General features: G+C 45.9%; 13 protein-coding genes and 9 tRNA genes. 21 read left to right on the top strand and 1 reads right to left on the bottom strand.

From position 1 onward, the window contains the following. The 6 genes from ispF to rpoS all read left to right on the top strand — a co-directional run bounded on the left by ispF (position 1) and on the right by rpoS (position 4977). Positions 1-477 (top strand): 2-C-methyl-D-erythritol 2,4-cyclodiphosphate synthase, encoded by a 477-nt coding sequence (gene ispF / locus NL646_RS14630; protein WP_005380896.1) that lies wholly within the window; start codon positions 1-3, stop codon positions 475-477. A gap of 46 nt (positions 478-523) precedes the next feature. After that, entirely contained in the window at positions 524-1567 is a 1044-nt protein-coding gene (truD, locus tag NL646_RS14625; RefSeq protein ID WP_023585673.1) for a tRNA pseudouridine(13) synthase TruD, read from the top strand. Further along, positions 1567-2343 (top strand): 5'/3'-nucleotidase SurE, encoded by a 777-nt coding sequence (surE, locus tag NL646_RS14620; protein ID WP_029559715.1) that lies wholly within the window; start codon positions 1567-1569, stop codon positions 2341-2343. The genes truD and surE overlap by 1 nt, the downstream gene beginning before the upstream one ends. After that, a complete protein-coding gene (locus NL646_RS14615) occupies positions 2343-2969 on the top strand; it encodes a protein-L-isoaspartate(D-aspartate) O-methyltransferase (protein ID WP_005455562.1) in 627 nt (208 codons plus the stop codon). The genes surE and NL646_RS14615 overlap by 1 nt, the downstream gene beginning before the upstream one ends. Before the next feature lie 14 nt (positions 2970-2983). Then, complete coding sequence (locus NL646_RS14610; protein WP_005455560.1) at positions 2984-3907, top strand: peptidoglycan DD-metalloendopeptidase family protein; 924 nt, start codon at positions 2984-2986, stop codon at positions 3905-3907. Between the two features lie 80 nt (positions 3908-3987). Next, positions 3988-4977, top strand: a complete 990-nt coding sequence (gene rpoS / locus NL646_RS14605; protein ID WP_005478537.1) for an RNA polymerase sigma factor RpoS — start codon at positions 3988-3990, stop codon at positions 4975-4977. Between the two features lie 79 nt (positions 4978-5056). Here rpoS and mutS read toward each other — a convergent pair whose 3' ends face one another. Further along, entirely contained in the window at positions 5057-7618 is a 2562-nt protein-coding gene (mutS, locus tag NL646_RS14600) for a DNA mismatch repair protein MutS (RefSeq protein ID WP_025535213.1), read from the bottom strand. 84 nt (positions 7619-7702) lie between these two features. Here mutS and pncC point away from each other — a divergent pair, with 84 nt between their 5' ends. The 15 genes from pncC to NL646_RS14525 all read left to right on the top strand — a co-directional run bounded on the left by pncC (position 7703) and on the right by NL646_RS14525 (position 15820). After that, on the top strand, positions 7703-8185 hold the full coding sequence (gene pncC, locus NL646_RS14595) for a nicotinamide-nucleotide amidase (RefSeq protein ID WP_140303050.1): 483 nt from the start codon (positions 7703-7705) through the stop codon (positions 8183-8185). A 200-nt stretch (positions 8186-8385) separates the two neighbouring features. Beyond that, positions 8386-9429, top strand: coding sequence for a recombinase RecA (gene recA, locus NL646_RS14590; RefSeq protein WP_253664363.1), 1044 nt, complete (start codon positions 8386-8388; stop codon positions 9427-9429). 123 nt (positions 9430-9552) lie between these two features. After that, on the top strand, positions 9553-10020 hold the full coding sequence (recX, locus tag NL646_RS14585; RefSeq protein WP_253664362.1) for a recombination regulator RecX: 468 nt from the start codon (positions 9553-9555) through the stop codon (positions 10018-10020). Positions 10021-10162: 142 nt separating this feature from the next. Continuing rightward, on the top strand, positions 10163-12745 hold the full coding sequence (gene alaS, locus NL646_RS14580) for an alanine--tRNA ligase (RefSeq protein ID WP_253664361.1): 2583 nt from the start codon (positions 10163-10165) through the stop codon (positions 12743-12745). A gap of 202 nt (positions 12746-12947) precedes the next feature. Further along, positions 12948-14135, top strand: coding sequence for an aspartate kinase (locus NL646_RS14575; protein ID WP_005478552.1), 1188 nt, complete (start codon positions 12948-12950; stop codon positions 14133-14135). A gap of 92 nt (positions 14136-14227) precedes the next feature. Continuing rightward, on the top strand, positions 14228-14425 hold the full coding sequence (gene csrA, locus NL646_RS14570; protein WP_004415691.1) for a carbon storage regulator CsrA: 198 nt from the start codon (positions 14228-14230) through the stop codon (positions 14423-14425). A 243-nt stretch (positions 14426-14668) separates the two neighbouring features. After that, positions 14669-14760, top strand: a tRNA-Ser gene (locus tag NL646_RS14565). Positions 14761-14791: 31 nt separating this feature from the next. Next, positions 14792-14868: transfer RNA gene (locus tag NL646_RS14560), tRNA-Arg, on the top strand. A 29-nt stretch (positions 14869-14897) separates the two neighbouring features. Then, a tRNA-Ser gene (locus NL646_RS14555) sits at positions 14898-14989 on the top strand. An 85-nt stretch (positions 14990-15074) separates the two neighbouring features. Beyond that, positions 15075-15151: transfer RNA gene (locus NL646_RS14550), tRNA-Arg, on the top strand. A gap of 56 nt (positions 15152-15207) precedes the next feature. Continuing rightward, positions 15208-15284 (top strand) — tRNA-Arg (locus NL646_RS14545). Positions 15285-15341: 57 nt separating this feature from the next. After that, a tRNA-Arg gene (locus NL646_RS14540) sits at positions 15342-15418 on the top strand. Positions 15419-15475: 57 nt separating this feature from the next. Next, positions 15476-15552 (top strand) — tRNA-Arg (locus tag NL646_RS14535). Positions 15553-15609: 57 nt separating this feature from the next. Beyond that, a tRNA-Arg gene (locus NL646_RS14530) sits at positions 15610-15686 on the top strand. Positions 15687-15743: 57 nt separating this feature from the next. Then, positions 15744-15820: transfer RNA gene (locus NL646_RS14525), tRNA-Arg, on the top strand. Positions 15821-15823: the final 3 nt, after the last annotated feature.

Below are 15823 nucleotides of genomic sequence, written 5' to 3'. Positions count from 1 at the left end.
ATGATTCGAATTGGTCATGGTTTCGACGTACACAAATTTGGCGGTGAAGGCCCTGTGATTATTGGTGGTGTTGCAATTCCTTACGAACAAGGCCTGATTGCGCACTCAGACGGCGACGTTGCTCTGCATGCTCTCACTGACGCTTTGTTAGGTGCGATTGCTGCGGGTGATATTGGCCGTCATTTTCCAGATACCGACGATAAATGGAAAGGTGCAAACAGCCGCGAATTATTGAAAGACGTTTACCGTCGAGTAAAAGAACAAGGCTACCGCCTTGGTAATGCAGACGTCACCATCATGGCGCAAGCGCCGAAAATGGCGCCTCACATTGATGCAATGTGTGCAGCTATTGCCGAAGATCTAGAAACCGATATTAGCAACATCAACGTAAAAGCAACGACGACAGAACGTCTTGGTTTTACTGGACGCAAAGAAGGCATTGCTACAGAAGCAGTTGTGCTTCTATTTAAGCAATAATCGAATAATTTGCTCCTTAAAGCTGCGTAAGCAGTGGAAATACATCATGTCAGATATTTTATCCTCATTGGCTTACCTCACAGGCAAGCCAGTCGCATCAGCAAAAATTAAAGCGCAACCAGAACACTTCCAGGTTCGCGAAGATTTGGGTTTTGCCTTCACGGGAGAAGGTGAACACTTAATGGTGCGCATTCGAAAAACAGGTGAGAACACCAGTTTCGTCGCTAACGAGCTAGCGAAAGCTTGTGGTGTTAAGTCTAAAGACGTTAGTTGGGCCGGCCTGAAAGATCGCCATGCAGTAACCGAACAGTGGCTAAGTGTTCATCTGCCTAAAGGTGAGACTCCAGATTTTTCGACATTTTTGGCGCAATACCCAAGTATTGAAATTCTGGCGACCGATCGACACAACAAAAAACTGCGTCCTGGTGACTTAATCGGGAACGAGTTTGTGGTTACCTTGTCTGAAGTGACAGATGTGGCGGATGTAGAGCAACGCCTTGAAAAAGTTAAACAAGTTGGTGCGCCAAACTACTTTGGTAGCCAACGCTTTGGTAACGATGGAAATAACCTCGACGAAGCTCGTCGTTGGGGACGAGAAAACGTTCGTACGCGTAACCAAAACAAACGCAGCATGTACCTGTCTGCCGCGCGTTCATGGATCTTCAACCGCATCGTTTCTGCTCGTCTAGAAAATGGTGTGTTTGATAAATTCATCGATGGTGACATCGCACAGACATCACAAGGATTGTTGGCTGTTGATGCGAATAACCTTGCTGATATGCAAAACAAGCTTGCATTGAGTGAAGTTGAGATTACTGCTGCCTTAGCGGGTGATAATGCGTTACCGACCCAAACTGATGCACTTGCATTAGAACAACCATTTATTGATGAAGAACCAGATTTAATGGCTCTGATCCGTGGTAATCGTATGCGTCACGATCGTCGTGAAATCGCACTCAAACCAAAAGACTTAGCTTGGAACGTTGAAGGTAACAATATTACGTTGACCTTCTCACTCGATGCAGGCTCTTTTGCTACATCCATTGTTCGTGAGTTGGTGAATGAGGTCAAAGTAGAAAGAGAATACTAATGGAACTGGATTCACCAAATACAAAACCTTTAAGAATTCTGATTAGTAATGACGATGGTGTGCATGCTCAAGGAATTCACGCGTTAGCGGATGAGCTGAGAAGCATCGCGGAAGTGATCATTGTTGCCCCAGACCGAAATCGTTCTGGGGCATCAAACTCATTGACTTTGGAACAGCCTCTGCGAGTCTCAGAAATTGCCCCTAATACTTATTCGGTTCAAGGGACACCGACAGATTGCGTTCATTTTGCTCTAAATGAGCTGATGAAAGATGACCTGCCAGATCTTGTATTATCTGGCATTAATCATGGTGCAAATCTGGGGGATGACGTTCTGTACTCTGGTACCGTCGCTGCTGCAATGGAAGGGCATTTTCTTGGCGTGCAGGCCATTGCGTTTTCACTGGTTGGTAAACGTCATTTTGAGTCGGCTGCTAAAATTGCTCGACAGTTGGTTGAGCAACACTTGGCAGCGCCAATCCCAACCAACCGTTTGTTGAACGTGAATGTACCTGACTTGCCTCTCGAGAGTCTTGGTGAAATCGAAGTGACCCGTTTAGGTGCTCGTCATCACGCAGAGAATATGATCAAGCAGAAAGATCCGCGTGGGCATGATATCTATTGGTTAGGGCCTCCGGGGAAAGAACAAGATGCGGGTGAAGGTACCGACTTCTATGCGATTGAGCACGGTCGAGTTTCTATTACCCCACTGCAAGTAGACCTCACGGCTCATGAGTCTCTGCGTGCGATGGATAGTTGGTTGAAGGAAGAGAAGTAATGAGTAACCCACATGCTGACAGGTTGATAGCGTTTCTTATCTCCAGTGGCATCAAAGATCAACGCGTTTTGGATGCAATGCATTGTTTACCGAGAGAGAGCTTTGTTTCTCAAGCGATGATGCACCAAGCCTACGATAACAATGCGCTACCGATTGGTCAGGGACAAACTATTTCTCAACCTTACATCGTCGCTCGCATGACCGAGCTGCTTGAGCTTCAACGTGCTAGTAACGTTTTGGAAATCGGAACTGGTTCTGGATACCAAACCGCAGTTTTAGCGCAAATCGTTGACCATGTTTATTCCGTTGAACGCATCAAATCTTTGCAATGGGAAGCGAAACGTCGTCTTAAGCAACTTGATATCTACAATGTCTCGACGAAGCATGGTGATGGCTGGTTAGGATGGGAAACGAAAGGTCCGTTTGACGCCATCATTGTTACCGCTGCTGCAGAAGTGATTCCCCAAGCGCTTCTCTCACAGTTAAAAGATGGCGGTAAAATGGTGATTCCTGTCGGAGATGCTGAGCAGCAACTACTTAGAATTGAACGCAAGGGTGACGAGTACCTTTCTACCGTTGTGGAAATGGTTCGATTTGTTCCTCTTGTCGCGGGTGATTTGGCTTAAGGATCTGAGGTTAGGTGAGTAAGTTACTACGTCATATTGGTATTAGCTTTGTATTAGCTGCGGGACTCGTTGGTTGCGCGGCTCACTCACCTGCGCCTGTTTCCAGCTTAAAGAAGGATTATTCGAGCGTTGAGCGTGGTAGTTATAGAGGGAGTTACTACGAAGTAAAGAAAGGTGACACACTTTATTTCATTGCTTACGTCACAGATAAGGATGTAAATGATCTTGTACGTTACAACGAGCTCTCTCAGCCTTACACCATTTATCCAGGTCAAAAGCTAAAACTTTGGGCTCCGAAATATGTCGCGCCAAAATATGGCCAAAAAGTTGAACCCGTTGTAGTACCTGTAGTTACAACGACACCGCCTCCAGTGGTAAAGCCAACGACGACGACAAAGCCTGTGACTTCAAGTAAAAACTCTAGTCAAAAGCCTACAACAACTCCGACTAAAGTCGCACAAAAAGAGCCGCCAAAGAAAGTTGAACAAACCAAAGCAAAGGAGTATGTTGGTTCAAAAGATAACCAACCTACTAAACCGAAGCCGCCAACAACGACGGTACAAAACGACAAAGTATCGAAGTGGTTGTGGCCGACAAAAGGGAGAGTAATCAAGAACTTCTCGGCGGGAGAACAGGGAAATAAAGGCATTGACATCGCAGGACAGCGTGGTCAGCCTATCGTTTCAACCGCAGCCGGCACGGTCGTTTATTCGGGTAATGCGCTAAGAGGTTATGGCAACCTAATTATAGTGAAGCATAACGACAATTATTTAAGCGCATACGCACATAACGACAAACTGCTGGTAACAGAAGGTCAGAGTGTAAAAAGCGGACAGAAAATTGCGACCATGGGTAGTTCAGGCGCAAAATCCGTCAAGCTGCACTTTGAAATTCGCTACCAAGGTAAATCAGTGAATCCAAAACGCTATTTACCGTAAGACTTTGAAAAACAACTTGCGAAATCATTTAGCGACATATTGAGTTGTCATGTCTTGCTAACTCGCCAGGGGGAGGCGTTATGAGTATCAGCAACACAGTATCCAAAGTTGAAGAGTTTGAATACGACAATGCGTCAGAGACGACCATTGATAACGAACTCGAAAAATCATCATCTACTACCGAAGGCAAAACAGCTGTCCGTGAAGAGTTTGACGCGAGCAGTAAAAGCCTAGACGCAACTCAATTGTATCTAGGTGAAATTGGCTTCTCACCTCTACTTACTGCTGAAGAAGAAGTCCTTTACGCCCGCAGAGCATTGCGTGGTGATGAAGCGGCTCGTAAGCGCATGATCGAAAGTAACTTGCGTTTAGTAGTAAAAATTTCTCGTCGGTACAGCAACCGTGGCCTAGCGCTACTCGATCTTATTGAAGAAGGTAACCTCGGTTTGATCCGAGCGGTTGAAAAATTCGATCCAGAAAGAGGCTTCCGTTTCTCAACTTACGCAACATGGTGGATCCGTCAAACGATCGAACGTGCGTTGATGAACCAAACTCGCACCATTCGCTTGCCTATTCATGTCGTGAAAGAGCTGAACATTTATCTGCGTACTGCGCGTGAACTTTCTCAAAAGCTCGATCATGAACCAACTGCAGAAGAAATTGCTGCTCAATTAGATATACCAGTAGAAGATGTCAGCAAAATGCTGCGTCTTAACGAGCGTATTAGCTCCGTTGATACCCCAATTGGTGGTGACGGTGAAAAAGCGCTTCTGGATATTATTCCTGACGCAAATAACTCTGATCCAGAAGTGTCGACTCAAGATGATGACATCAAATCGTCTTTGATCCATTGGTTGGAAGAGTTGAATCCAAAACAAAAAGAAGTGCTTGCACGCCGTTTTGGTTTGCTTGGTTATGAGCCGTCTACGCTTGAAGAAGTGGGACGAGAGATTGGTCTTACCCGTGAGCGTGTACGTCAAATTCAAGTGGAGGGTTTACGTCGACTTCGTGAAATCCTAATTAAACAAGGCCTAAATATGGAAAACTTATTTAACGTCGAAGACGATTAATACTAAGCTTTCTCGAAACACAAAGGGCTATGGATAACCATAGCCCTTTTTCTGTTTTAGGGGAGATTAGATATTCTCGTTAAAGCATTTTCTTCAAACGATACAGCTCTTCAAGGGCTTGACGAGGTGTTAAGTCGTCTGGATCGATGTTTGATAACGCTTGTTCAATTTCGCTAGGTTCAGGGATTAAGCTGAGCTGATTTGCTACATCCACAGTGCTTGGACGAGGCGAGTCGCTAGCTTGACCGAGTTGCTCTAGTTGAGACAGTTTAGTACGAGCATTTTTGATGACCGTTTTAGGTACGCCAGCTAAGCCCGCAACCGCCAAGCCGTATGATTTGCTTGCGGCGCCTTCTTGAACAGCGTGCATGAAAGCAATGCTGTCGCCATGTTCTACCGCATCTAGGTGAACATTTGCTAAGTTTGGTAGCAAGTTCGGTAATTCGGTTAGTTCAAAATAGTGCGTAGCGAAAAGTGTCATCGCGCCAATTTGTGTTGCAAGCCATTCGGCACTTGCCCATGCCAATGAAAGACCATCGTAAGTACTGGTACCGCGACCGATCTCATCCATTAACACCAAGCTGTTCTTGGTTGCGTTGTGGAGAATGTTGGCCGTTTCTGTCATCTCTACCATGAAGGTTGAACGACCTGATGCCAAGTCATCTGAAGCACCGATACGAGTAAAGATGCGATCCAATGAGCCAATTTGTGCTGACTCTGCAGGTACATAAGAGCCGATGTGAGCCATCAACGCAATTAGCGCAGTTTGGCGCATGTAGGTTGATTTACCCCCCATGTTTGGACCCGTGATGATGAGCATTTTACGGCTTGGGCTTAATTCTATTGGGTTAGCAATGAACGGGTCCGAGGTGACTTGCTCTACTACCGGGTGGCGACCTGCTTGAATGTGAATACCTGCGTCTTTAACTAGAGTTGGGCGGCAATAATCCAATGAGTCTGCGCGTTCTGCTAGGTTTTGTAACACGTCCATCTGTGAAACGGCAGAAGCTAGGTTTTGCATTTGTTCAAGATGAGGCATCAGCAAATCGAACAGCTCTTCCCACAGTTTTTTCTCTAGTGCGAGTGCTTTTGATTTTGAGTTCAGAACTTTGTCTTCATGCTCTTTAAGCTCAGGAATAATGTAGCGCTCGGCATTTTTCAGAGTTTGGCGACGCACGTAATGTGGCGGTACCAAATGGCTTTGGCCACGGCTTACCTGAATGAAGAACCCATGTACGGCGTTGTAGCCAACTTTCAGCGTATCGATGCCATGACGCTCGCGTTCATCCGCTTCGAGCTTTTCTAGATACTCGGTTGCACCATCAGCGAGCTTGCGCCACTCATCCAATTCTTCGTTATAGCCTTCTGCAATCACACCACCATCGCGGATCACTACCGGCGGGTTTTCTTTGATAGCACGTTCAAGAAGCTCACATACCTCATCTATTGGCGCAGCATATTGAGCCAACTTCACTAGGTATGGATGAGTTAAGGATGCAGTGAGTGATTCTAGTTCAGGAAGTTGCTGCATGGCATGGCGTAGGCGAGCCATATCTCGTGGACGAGCAGAACGTAGGGCAAGACGCGCTAAGATACGTTCAATATCGCCAATCTGTTTTAAAGTTGGCTGAAGATCGGTAAATAAGCCTTGATCTTTAATTTCACCAATCGCATCCAGACGGTTGTTTAGCGTATCAATACAACGCATCGGTTGATGCAGCCAACGCTTTAACATGCGGCTGCCCATTGGGGTTGAGCAATGGTCGAGAACTGCGGCGAGTGTATTGTCCGTGCCGCCAGCTAAATTTTGGGTGATTTCTAGATTGCGACGCGTAGCAGCATCTAAAATTACGGAGTGATCTTGGCGATCAAACGTTAGTGAGCGGATATGTGGTAGAGCAGTGCGTTGTGTGTCTTTTACGTATTGGATCAAACAACCTGCGGCGCACAAACCAAGAGAGGCGTGCTCAACACCAAAACCGACAAGATCACGGGTACCAAACTGCTGGTTCAACTGTTGTTTGGCAGTATCTAGTTCAAACTCCCATACAGGGCGACGACGGTTACCGTTACGGTTCGACATCAAGTGGACTGGCTCGAAATCTTCAGGGAACAACAACTCACGCGGTGCGGTGCGTTGTAGTTCTGCCATCATGGATTCTTCGGTTTCTGGCTCCGTTAATTGAAAACGGCCAGAAGTAACGTCTAACGTCGCATAACCAAACTTGCCGTTGTGATGGTAAATCGCAGCGATTAAGTTATCGAGACGTTCAGAAAGCAGCGCCTCATCGGTTACGGTGCCTGGCGTGACAATGCGTACTACTTTACGCTCAACAGGACCTTTGCTCGTCGCAGGATCCCCAATTTGTTCACAGATTGCGACTGACTCACCAAGCTGAACTAGTTTCGCTAGATACCCTTCCACTGCATGGAATGGCACTCCCGCCATAGGAATAGGTTCTCCGGCCGATGAACCGCGCTTGGTTAATGAAATATCAAGCAGTTGAGACGCTCGTTTCGCGTCATCATAGAAGAGTTCGTAGAAATCGCCCATGCGGTAGAACAGCAAAATTTCTGGGTTCTCAGCTTTTAGCTTGAGATATTGCTGCATCATCGGAGTGTGTTTTTGTTCAGCTTTCACAGGTAAGTTCTTTTGTTTATTTCCGTAGCGGCTTAGGATACGTGAATCCCTATCAAGTAAAAAGAGACAAAGGGCATTTTGGCTATGGAAAAAACAACAAAATTAAGCGCTGATTTAGGTGTGTTACTTGCGCGACATGGGCATGTACTGACCACAGCAGAGTCCTGTACTGGCGGTGGCGTTGCAGCTGCAATTACTGATATTGCAGGTAGCTCCGGTTGGCTTGACCGCGCTTTTGTTACGTACAGTAATGAGGCCAAAATGGAGATGCTTGGCGTGCAGTTTCAAACACTCGAAGCGTATGGCGCAGTGAGTGAGCCGGTTGTAATCGAAATGGTGCAGGGGGCATTAAAACATTCCAATGCAACAATTGGGGTGTCTATCAGTGGCATCGCTGGTCCTAGTGGTGGCAGTGAGGAAAAGCCTGTTGGAACAGTGTGTTTTGCCTTTGCAGATAATCAGGGGTGGCAGTTAGTAGAAACCATGCATTTTTCTGGAAATCGAGCAGAAGTTCGCGAGCAAGCGGTGATTCATGCATTGAGTCAATTGCACCAACACTTAATCTAGATTTTTTGGATCTGCGTAAGCCCAGAGAAAACAAGGGCTAGAGAAAACTGCACGATATTGTGAGCCAAATTTTTTTCATACAGGTATAGACACTGTATGAATCAACAGTATAATGGCTTTCATTGCTGAGCAGAACTTCTGCTTAAGAAAAATGAATTACTATTCGTCGCCCAAAGAAGATGAATAAATCGGAGAAAGTAATGGACGAGAACAAACAGAAAGCGCTCGCCGCTGCGCTAGGTCAAATTGAAAAGCAATTCGGTAAAGGCTCTATCATGCGCCTTGGTGATAACCGCGCAATGGATGTAGAAACCATTTCAACGGGTTCGCTTTCTCTTGATATCGCTTTGGGTGCTGGTGGTCTACCAATGGGTCGTATCGTTGAGATTTATGGTCCAGAATCTTCAGGTAAAACAACACTAACTCTTGAACTTATTGCTGCTGCGCAACGTGAAGGCAAAACTTGTGCGTTTATCGATGCAGAGCACGCTCTAGATCCTGTATATGCAAAGAAACTTGGCGTTGATATCGATGCACTATTGGTTTCTCAACCAGACACTGGTGAGCAAGCTCTAGAGATTTGTGATGCATTAGCTCGCTCTGGCGCAATCGACGTAATGGTTGTTGACTCTGTTGCTGCTCTAACACCTAAAGCTGAGATCGAAGGCGAAATGGGCGACAGCCACATGGGTCTCCAAGCTCGTATGCTTTCTCAAGCAATGCGTAAGCTTACAGGTAACCTGAAACAGTCTAACTGTATGTGTATCTTCATCAACCAAATCCGTATGAAGATTGGTGTGATGTTCGGTAACCCTGAAACGACTACTGGCGGTAACGCGCTTAAGTTTTACGCTTCTGTTCGTTTAGATATCCGTCGTACTGGCGCAATCAAAGAAGGCGATGAAGTTGTAGGTAACGAAACGCGTATCAAAGTGGTTAAGAACAAGATTGCAGCACCATTTAAAGAAGCAAACACGCAAATCATGTATGGCCAAGGCTTTAACCGTGAAGGTGAGTTGATTGACTTAGGCGTGAAGCACAAGCTAGTAGAAAAAGCCGGTGCTTGGTACAGCTACAATGGCGATAAGATTGGTCAAGGTAAAGCAAACGCTTGTAACTACCTGCGTGAGCATCCAGAAATCGCGAAAACAATCGATACCAAACTGCGTGAAATGCTACTTTCTCCAGCTCAACCAGAAGCACCTGCTGCCGGTGAGATGCCTGAGCAAGAAGAAGAGTTTTAATCTTCTGATAAACTAAAAATAAAGCCCTGCGTTGCAGGGCTTTGTTGTATTTGTCGAAATCAAAATCGAAGAAATTTAAGGCAAACGAAAAGCCTGTACAGCTAAATTACCTTTAGGATCACTATGTACCAAAAGCGACAAGCACCGACGCTATCTAGCAAAGAAGCCGCGATTCAGTTACTTAGTCGTCGAGATCATGGCTTATATGAGCTCCATCAAAAGCTTGCGATGAAAGGCTATGAAGAGGCTGATATTGAAGCTGCGATTAACTTTTGTTTAGACCACAATTATTTGGATGACTTGCGTTATGCCAAAAGCCAAGTGCGTCAACACGTTTACAAAGGTCATGGTGAGCGTCGTATTCGCCAAGAGCTTAACCAGAAGCGCGTTGCAGAATCTGTCATTGAACAAGCAATGGCAGAAGAGCCCCAAGATTGGTTTGAATTGGCAAAGTTGGCAGCAGAGAAGAAATTTAAAGGAATAAAGGCCAAAGACCAGAAAGAGTACGCTAAACAGGTTCGTTTCTTACAATATCGCGGCTACAGTTTTGACCAAATTAGCTATGCGTTAAGCTTTGAAGACGAAGATTAGGCGTGAATTATTCACGCTGATTTTTGTTTTGCTTCAAATTTTTTCTTCTACCCCCTCTTTTCCGCAAGAAAACTAGTCTCAGCTGATTGCATGATCTACAATACGGCAAAATTCTAACTCGACTATTTTCAGGAAGAGCTGCATGTACATGAGCACTGACGAGGTTCGTAACGCGTTCCTCAAGTTCTTTGAAAGCAAAGGACACCAAATCGTAGAAAGTTCATCGTTAGTTCCACATAACGACCCAACCCTGCTGTTCACAAACGCAGGTATGAACCAATTTAAGGATTGTTTCTTAGGCTTGGAAAAACGAGCCTATACTCGAGCGACTACGGCTCAACGTTGTGTACGTGCTGGCGGTAAACACAACGACCTGGAAAACGTGGGCTTTACAGCTCGTCACCATACTTTCTTTGAAATGCTAGGTAACTTCAGCTTTGGCGATTACTTCAAAGAAGACGCGATTTCATTCGCTTGGGAATTTCTAACAGACGTTCTTAAGCTGCCTGCAGACCGTCTATTGGTGACCGTTTACGAAACTGATGACGAAGCATTCGATATCTGGAACAAGAAAGTAGGTGTTCCTGCAGATCGCATCATCCGCATTGGCGACAAGAAAGGTGGCAAACCATACGAGTCAGACAACTTCTGGCAAATGGGTGACACTGGTCCTTGTGGTCCATGTACTGAAATTTTCTACGATCACGGTGAGCACATCTGGGGTGGCCGTCCTGGCACACCTGAAGAAGATGGTGACCGTTTCATCGAGATCTGGAACAACGTATTTATGCAGTTCAACCGTCATGCTGATGGCACGATGGAACCGCTACCAAAACCGTCGGTAGATACAGGTATGGGTATCGAGCGTATCTCTGCAATCATGCAAGGCGTTCACTCAAACTACGAAATCGACGTATTCCAAGCTCTTATCAAAGCAGCCGCAGAAGTGATCGGTTACGAAGACCTATCAAACCAATCGCTACGCGTTATCGCTGACCACATCCGTTCATGTTCATTCCTGATTGTTGATGGTGTTATGCCTTCAAACGAAGGTCGTGGCTATGTTCTACGTCGTATCATTCGTCGTGCTGTTCGTCACGGTAACAAGCTAGGTGCGCAAGGTGTATTCTTCCACAAATTGGTTGGTGTACTAGCTGACATCATGGGCACTGCAGGTGAAGAACTGAAACGTCAGCAAGCTGTCGTAGAAAAAGTACTGCGTATCGAAGAAGAAAACTTCGGTCGTACGCTTGAACGCGGTATGGCGATTCTAAACGAAGCGCTAGATAACTTAGATGGTAAAGTACTCGACGGTGAAACCGTATTCAAACTTTACGATACTTACGGCTTCCCAGCTGATTTGACTAACGACGTTGCGCGTGAACGTGAGTTCGCGATTGACGAAGAAGGCTTCGAGAAAGCAATGGAAGAGCAGCGTCAGCGTGCGCGTGAAGCGGGTCAGTTCGGTACAGACTACAACGCAGCAATTAAAGTTGATACACAAACTGAATTCTGTGGTTACGTTGGAACAAAAGGCTCTAGCTCAGTGGCGGCAATGTTCGTTGAAGGCAACGAAGTGGATTCTCTATCTGCTGGCGACAAAGCGATCATTGTGCTTGGTGAAACCCCATTCTACGCTGAGTCAGGCGGTCAATGTGGTGATGCGGGTGAAATCCGCACTGAAGCTGGTGTATTCCGAGTAGAAGATACTCAAAAGCTAGGCAACGCAATCGCACACCACGGTGTTATGGCGGAAGGCGTTCTAGCGAAAGGCGATGAAGTCGCTACTATCGTTGACGCAGAACGTCGCGCAGCTATCTCTCTAAACCACTCAGCAACGCACTTGCTACACGCCGCACTTCGTCAAGTTCTTGGTGAGCACGTGACGCAAAAAGGCTCTTTGGTTAAAGCAGAAAACTTACGTTTTGACTTCTCTCATCTAGAAGCGGTAACGGCGGCAGAGCTAAAAGAAGTTGAACGTCTAGTGAACGCGCAAATTCGTCGCAACCACGTTATTGAAACCAACGTGATGGACATTGAGTCTGCGAAGAAGAAAGGCGCAATGGCACTATTTGGCGAGAAGTACGATGATGAAGTACGCGTACTGTCTATGGGCGATTTCTCTACAGAGCTTTGTGGTGGTATCCACGCTTCTAACACTGGCGATATCGGCTTATTCAAGATCACCTCTGAGAGCGGCATCGCGGCGGGCATCCGTCGTATTGAAGCAGTAACAGGTGAAGCAGCTCTAGATGCGATCGAAGCTCAAGCAGCAAAATACGAAGAGAAACTAGCAGAATCTGCACAAAAAGCGAAAACGCTAGAAAAAGAACTTCAGAAGCTTAAAGACAAGATGGCTGCTGCTGAAAGCGCAAACATCATGGGTAAAGCAGTGGAAGTAAACGGCACGAAAGTACTGGTTGCTGCACTAGAAGGCGCAGATAGCAAAAACCTACGTACAATGGTTGACGACATCAAGAACCAAATGGGCTCAGGTGTTGTGCTTCTAGCAAACGTAACTGATGACAAAGTTGGCTTGATTGCTGGTGTGACGAAAGATCTCGTAGGCAAAGTTAAGGCGGGCGACCTCGTTAAAATGGTTGCAGAGCAGGTTGGTGGTAAGGGCGGTGGTCGCCCTGACATGGCGCAAGCTGGTGGTACTGATGTGTCAGCATTACCAGAAGCGATCAAAACTGTTCAGCCTTGGCTAGAAGAGCGCTTATAAGCATTACATAACGAATTTACGCTCAATCAAGTTTCTTTGATTGGGCGTAATTTTTTTACGGTAACCAAGTGGTTTAATTGACCGAAAAATAACCAGGTCATTTAAGCTGCTTGGTTTTTGTTGTAACTACCGCTTATATAATTTCAACTAGTGGAATATAAGTGGTCCGAATGAGACTTTGGTCTTGGGAAGGTGAAGACTGGTGAAAAAGCCCCTTATCGTGCAAAAGTTTGGTGGAACCTCCGTGGGTTCAATTGAAAGAATCCACCAGGTCGCTGAACACATCATTAAGGCGAAAAATGATGGTAATCAAGTTGTCGTAGTTGTGTCTGCAATGTCAGGCGAAACAAACCGACTAATGGACCTAGCGAAACAAGTAGATAGTGTTCCTACGGCTCGAGAACTTGATGTTTTGCTCTCTGCTGGTGAGCAAGTGTCAATGGCGTTATTGGCGATGACACTCAATAAACTGGGCTATGTAGCTCGCTCACTTACCGGAGCACAAGCGAACATTGTGACGGATAATCAACACAATGACGCGACGATTAAACATATTGATACCTCAACGATTACGGATTTACTTGAACAAGATCAAATCGTCATTGTCGCAGGTTTTCAAGGTGTGAATGAAAATGGGGATATCACCACATTAGGTCGAGGCGGCTCTGATACGAGCGCTGTGACGCTTGCAGGCGCATTGCGCGCTGACGAGTGTCAAATCTTTACCGACGTTGATGGTATTTATACTTGTGACCCACGTGTAGTGAAAAATGCTCAGAAAATGGCGGTCATTGACTTTCCTTCAATGGAAGCAATGGCAAGTCGAGGAGCAAAAGTTCTACATTTACCTTCTGTGCAGTTCGCATGGAAGAATAATGTACCGCTACGCGTGCTTTCGACCTTTGAAGTTAATGAAGGCAGTTTGGTTAAGGGGGAATCAGGCCATCAAGCCGTCTCTGGTATAGCCATTCAACGTGACCTTGCCATTATTGAAGTCGATAAAGAACATTTATCTAGTGCTACAAAACAATGTCAGATGTTAGGCATAGACATTTGGAATGTGATCGAGGAAACAGAACGAACAGGTATCATGATAAAACAAGAAGCATGTGCCAAGTTCGATCTGGTGTTCAGCGATAAAATCCGTAATAGTGAAGCAGTAAGTCTGTTAACCGCAGTAGGGCTTGAAGCCAATGGAATGGTGGAACATGCATGCGGTTTGTTGGCTCAGCAAGATATTGCGATCAATTTCTGCGCAACGAATGCACTCACTATGATGCTGGTATTGCCACCTGAGAGTGTGGATACAGCAGCAAACATTCTTCATGATGCTTACATTACGTCTAGTGAAGCATTGAACATTCAGCAAAAACATGCCTTTTTAGGCTGATTTTCCGTGACAAGGTAGTTTACGAAAATATAACTTTTGTTGGATAATAGCTTTGTAGCAAGAAAATTTAGAGATTACTCAAGGAGCAAAGAATGCTAATTTTGACTCGCCGCGTAGGCGAAACACTTATGATTGGTGATGAAGTGACTGTAACTGTACTAGGTGTTAAAGGTAACCAAGTACGTATCGGTGTTAACGCTCCGAAAGAGGTTTCAGTTCACCGTGAAGAAATCTACATGCGCATTCAGGCTGAAAAAGGCAATGGCAACGTTGCTTCAGGTAACTACTAAGTCGCTCCTGTTTACAGAGCTTAGTTTGAATGAAAAAGGCTAGCCGATCGGCTAGCCTTTTTAGTTTCTGATAAATGTCATTTTTTAAGAGAAGATTCTCTTTTTTTCATCATAATAGAGTGATAAGGTTTGTTTTATAGTCACTTTGATTAAATCCGCATCGGTTAAGCGTTTTTTGCGTTTTTTTTCAAAGAAAGTGTTTGACATATTTTCGGTAAAACGTAATATGTGCCTCCGCAAGACGGTGAGGTGGCCGAGAGGCTGAAGGCGCTCCCCTGCTAAGGGAGTATACGGTTTATCCCGTATCGAGGGTTCGAATCCCTCCTTCACCGCCATTCTTGCAACGTTGATTTATCAACAAAAAGTGCGTCCTTAGCTCAGCTGGATAGAGTACCTGGCTACGAACCAGGCGGTCGGAGGTTCGAATCCTCCAGGACGCGCCATATCTCTTTTGAGATATAATAATGAAAACGGTGAGGTGGCCGAGAGGCTGAAGGCGCTCCCCTGCTAAGGGAGTATACGGTTTATCCCGTATCGAGGGTTCGAATCCCTCCTTCACCGCCATTCATTGACTGGCCCGATGGCCTTTTTTTTGTTTCGCAAGAAATGAATGTGATTTACTTCACAACTTCCTAGCAAGAAGATCTGCGCGTCCTTAGCTCAGCTGGATAGAGTACCTGGCTACGAACCAGGCGGTCGGAGGTTCGAATCCTCCAGGACGCGCCACTATTTAATAATTCGTTTGATAAACGGGTTATACAAAGTAAAATAAAGATTATTGCGCGTCCTTAGCTCAGCTGGATAGAGTACCTGGCTACGAACCAGGCGGTCGGAGGTTCGAATCCTCCAGGACGCGCCACTCTTTAGGGTTTCCTTGTGAACTCCTGATATTGGTAATACTGATATCGAAAACTGCGCGTCCTTAGCTCAGCTGGATAGAGTACCTGGCTACGAACCAGGCGGTCGGAGGTTCGAATCCTCCAGGACGCGCCACTCTTTAGGGGTTCTTTGTGAACTCCTGATATTGGTGATACTGATATCGAAAACTGCGCGTCCTTAGCTCAGCTGGATAGAGTACCTGGCTACGAACCAGGCGGTCGGAGGTTCGAATCCTCCAGGACGCGCCACTCTTTAGGGTTTCCTTGTGAACTCCTGATATTGGTAACACTGATATCGAAAACTGCGCGTCCTTAGCTCAGCTGGATAGAGTACCTGGCTACGAACCAGGCGGTCGGAGGTTCGAATCCTCCAGGACGCGCCACTTTTTAGGGTTTCTTTGTGAACTCCTGATATTGGTAATACCGATATCGAAAACTGCGCGTCCTTAGCTCAGCTGGATAGAGTACCTGGCTACGAACCAGGCGGTCGGAGGTTCGAATCCTCCAGGACGCGCCACTA

This window comes from Vibrio sp. Y20_XG_PY13 (genome assembly GCF_024181925.1).
Classification (GTDB): domain Bacteria; phylum Pseudomonadota; class Gammaproteobacteria; order Enterobacterales; family Vibrionaceae; genus Vibrio; species Vibrio parahaemolyticus.
Note: the sequence above shows the minus strand (reverse complement) of the source record. Positions and strands in the feature narration are given on the sequence as shown.

What these genes read in the sequence shown, in the direction of transcription:
- ispF (WP_005380896.1), top strand. Translation starts at nt 1, where the DNA reads ATGATTCGAATTGGTCATGGTTTCGACGTACACAAATTTGGCGGTGAA.
- truD (WP_023585673.1), top strand. Translation starts at nt 524, where the DNA reads ATGTCAGATATTTTATCCTCATTGGCTTACCTCACAGGCAAGCCAGTC.
- surE (WP_029559715.1), top strand. Translation starts at nt 1,567, where the DNA reads ATGGAACTGGATTCACCAAATACAAAACCTTTAAGAATTCTGATTAGT.
- NL646_RS14615 (WP_005455562.1), top strand. Translation starts at nt 2,343, where the DNA reads ATGAGTAACCCACATGCTGACAGGTTGATAGCGTTTCTTATCTCCAGT.
- rpoS (WP_005478537.1), top strand. Translation starts at nt 3,988, where the DNA reads ATGAGTATCAGCAACACAGTATCCAAAGTTGAAGAGTTTGAATACGAC.
- pncC (WP_140303050.1), top strand. Translation starts at nt 7,703, where the DNA reads ATGGAAAAAACAACAAAATTAAGCGCTGATTTAGGTGTGTTACTTGCG.
- recA (WP_253664363.1), top strand. Translation starts at nt 8,386, where the DNA reads ATGGACGAGAACAAACAGAAAGCGCTCGCCGCTGCGCTAGGTCAAATT.
- recX (WP_253664362.1), top strand. Translation starts at nt 9,553, where the DNA reads ATGTACCAAAAGCGACAAGCACCGACGCTATCTAGCAAAGAAGCCGCG.
- alaS (WP_253664361.1), top strand. Translation starts at nt 10,163, where the DNA reads ATGTACATGAGCACTGACGAGGTTCGTAACGCGTTCCTCAAGTTCTTT.
- csrA (WP_004415691.1), top strand. Translation starts at nt 14,228, where the DNA reads ATGCTAATTTTGACTCGCCGCGTAGGCGAAACACTTATGATTGGTGAT.